The following is a 2409-nucleotide window of genomic DNA, read 5'->3' as shown; positions in this document are numbered from 1 at the left end:
TCCCCGCTAATTTCTTAGCAGGGATTTGTGTATAAGAGACAGCTAATTAGCGCCTTTTTGCATTGTGGCTAAATACAAATTTAATGCTGATTGATCATATGCGTTGCTAGTTGAGAGAATGATTGCTTTAAGCCTTCACGTAACAACGGATTGTCTATTTCTATATCCAGCGTTTTATTCATGCAGTACATCCATTGATCGCGCAATGCTTTATCTACAGTAAAAGGCATATGCCTTTTACGTAGCATTGGCTGGCCATGTTTTTCAGTAAATAGGTTTGGCCCGCCTAACCAACCAGATAAAAATTCAAAAAATACTTGGCGAATTCGATCTAATGGCAGAGGATGCATATCATATAACGGTTTAGCGTATTCATCTGACTCCATTATGTCGTAGAATCGATTGGAGATAGCACGCGCCCCTTTCTCTCCACCTATTATTTCATACAGTGTTTTTTCAGGAGTAGGAGCCTGTTGCTCAGGAGCTGGCTTAGATTTAGAAAAAAGTCGTTTAATCATATTACTTATCATCGTTAATAGGCAGTATATAGCTGCAAAGAGGTTGCTTTAAAATGGACAAATATGCGGTTTTTGGAAATCCAATTAAACATTCAAAATCCCCCGCGATACATAAACAATTTGCTGTATCACTGGGTGAGCAAATCGACTATCGCGCAATATTAGCACCTATCGATAACTTTGAAAAAACAGTATTGTCTTTTTTTGAGCAAGGTGGTGTTGGTGCTAACGTTACAATGCCATTTAAAGAGCAAGCCTATGCAATGGCTGATGAGCTTACGGCATTAGCTAAAATTGTAGGGGCTGTTAATACATTAAAAAAACGAGATGATGGCACATTACTCGGTGATAACACCGATGGTGTGGGCTTTGTAAATGATTTACTCGCTAATGAAGTAGCCATAACTAATAAACGCATTTTAATCATAGGTGCGGGCGGTGCTGCTCGAGGGGTTATTTTACCTTTGTTAGAGCATAACCCTCAGGAAATAATAATAGTTAATCGCACAGCACAAAAAGCCAAAGAACTCGCAGAGCTGTTTACTCAATATGGACCAGTATCTGGCTTTGGCTTTGATGATTTACCAGTAAGCGATTACTCACTAATTATAAACTCTACCTCTAGCAGTATGAATAACGAACTTCCAGCACTTGATAAAAAACACATAACTAACTGTGAAGTCGCTTATGACATGTTTTATTCACTGCAAAATACCATTTTTATGAATTGGGTTGCACAGCATAATATTAACGCTAAGCTTTTAGATGGCAGTGGAATGTTAGTTGGTCAAGCTGCTCAAGCATATTATGTATGGCGTAACAAAATGCCAAAAATACTTCCCGTTGTTGATGCGCTTAAACAAGGAATGCTTAAATGAATCAGGCAATACAGTTTATAGATAGGCTAGAGTTTAGAGAGCCCGATCATCAGTTAGTTTTTTTTGCACAAGTGAGTGGCATGCTGGTGGAATGTATAATAGAAGTAAATACACTTAAATTAACAGACGAAAGTCACGCAACAGAATATTTTGAAAAGTATCGTTTTGATTACGAAGAACGTGCCGAGGAGCTTATCGAAGAAGAGAGCTATAACTCGGCAGGCCAAATTGAAGTAAGCTTATTAACTTAAGTTAGCGATTTCAGCTAAGTATTCATCTTTAAGTGATACATAGTTATCGGCAGATATTTTTAAGAAGGCAAGTTCTTGCTCTGTAAGAGGGCGGGCTTGCTTAGCCGGACTCCCTACATATAAGTAACCAGACTCTAAACGTTTGTTTGGTGGTACTAAAGATCCTCCACCTATAATTACATCATCTTCAACAACCACGTTATCCATAATAATAGCGCCCATACCTACAAGTATACGGTTTCCTAATACACATCCGTGCAGCATTACCTTATGACCAACTGTTACATCGTCACCTATAATAAGTGGGTAACCATCAGGATTGCTTTTAGTTGCGCGAGATAAATGCAATACACTGCCATCTTGTATATTTGTACGCTCACCAATACGTATATAGTTAACATCACCACGTGCAGCTACTAACGGCCACACACTACTATTATCACCTAAAGTAATGTTACCAACCAAAACCGATGACTCATCAATATAAACAGACGAATTAAATGAAGGAGTAACACCTTTATAAGAACGAATTGCCATAGTTAGTACCTTTTAGATCATGATTATTAGTATTTGAGTGTATCAGCAAGGTGATTTTTGTACCATACAGTGCACTGTTTGGTTACAAAACTATCAGTTTTAGGGGGTTTAGTTCAGATACTAACCGAACAGTATCTTTTTTTACTTTTTCTTTAAAAAAGTGCTTGCGTAAAAATATGATCTCCCTATAATGCGACCCCACTGAGACGGGAAACGCCAACGCAT

4 protein-coding genes are annotated in these 2409 nt (G+C 38.1%); 2 read left to right on the top strand and 2 right to left on the bottom strand.

Translation table 11 applies throughout. The features are described 5' to 3' along the window. Nucleotides 1-80 precede the first annotated feature (80 nt). A complete protein-coding gene (locus tag GQR46_RS18790) occupies nucleotides 81-518 on the bottom strand; it encodes a group II truncated hemoglobin (protein ID WP_165742057.1) in 438 nt (145 codons plus the stop codon). A gap of 53 nt (nucleotides 519-571) precedes the next feature. On the opposite strand from GQR46_RS18790, the gene aroE reads away from it, so the two are divergent. Beyond that, nucleotides 572-1396: a shikimate dehydrogenase gene (aroE, locus tag GQR46_RS18785; protein ID WP_165729603.1), complete on the top strand. Its 825-nt coding sequence runs from the start codon at nucleotides 572-574 to the stop codon at nucleotides 1394-1396. Then, nucleotides 1393-1647 (top strand): DUF1488 family protein, encoded by a 255-nt coding sequence (locus GQR46_RS18780; RefSeq protein WP_007584142.1) that lies wholly within the window; start codon nucleotides 1393-1395, stop codon nucleotides 1645-1647. The genes aroE and GQR46_RS18780 overlap by 4 nt, the downstream gene beginning before the upstream one ends. On the opposite strand, the gene GQR46_RS18775 is transcribed toward GQR46_RS18780, so the two are convergent. Continuing rightward, on the bottom strand, nucleotides 1639-2184 hold the full coding sequence (locus tag GQR46_RS18775) for a gamma carbonic anhydrase family protein (RefSeq protein ID WP_024593212.1): 546 nt from the start codon (nucleotides 2182-2184) through the stop codon (nucleotides 1639-1641). The genes GQR46_RS18780 and GQR46_RS18775 overlap by 9 nt on opposite strands. Nucleotides 2185-2409: the final 225 nt, after the last annotated feature.

Source organism: Pseudoalteromonas sp. Z1A6, assembly GCF_011378745.1.
In the GTDB taxonomy this organism is placed as follows: domain Bacteria; phylum Pseudomonadota; class Gammaproteobacteria; order Enterobacterales; family Alteromonadaceae; genus Pseudoalteromonas; species Pseudoalteromonas arctica.
The sequence above is the reverse complement of the archived record's forward strand: the minus strand, read 5'-3'. Positions and strand labels throughout refer to the sequence as shown.

What these genes read in the sequence shown, in the direction of transcription:
- GQR46_RS18790 (WP_165742057.1), bottom strand. Translation starts at nt 518, where the DNA reads ATGATTAAACGACTTTTTTCTAAATCTAAGCCAGCTCCTGAGCAACAG.
- aroE (WP_165729603.1), top strand. Translation starts at nt 572, where the DNA reads ATGGACAAATATGCGGTTTTTGGAAATCCAATTAAACATTCAAAATCC.
- GQR46_RS18780 (WP_007584142.1), top strand. Translation starts at nt 1,393, where the DNA reads ATGAATCAGGCAATACAGTTTATAGATAGGCTAGAGTTTAGAGAGCCC.
- GQR46_RS18775 (WP_024593212.1), bottom strand. Translation starts at nt 2,184, where the DNA reads ATGGCAATTCGTTCTTATAAAGGTGTTACTCCTTCATTTAATTCGTCT.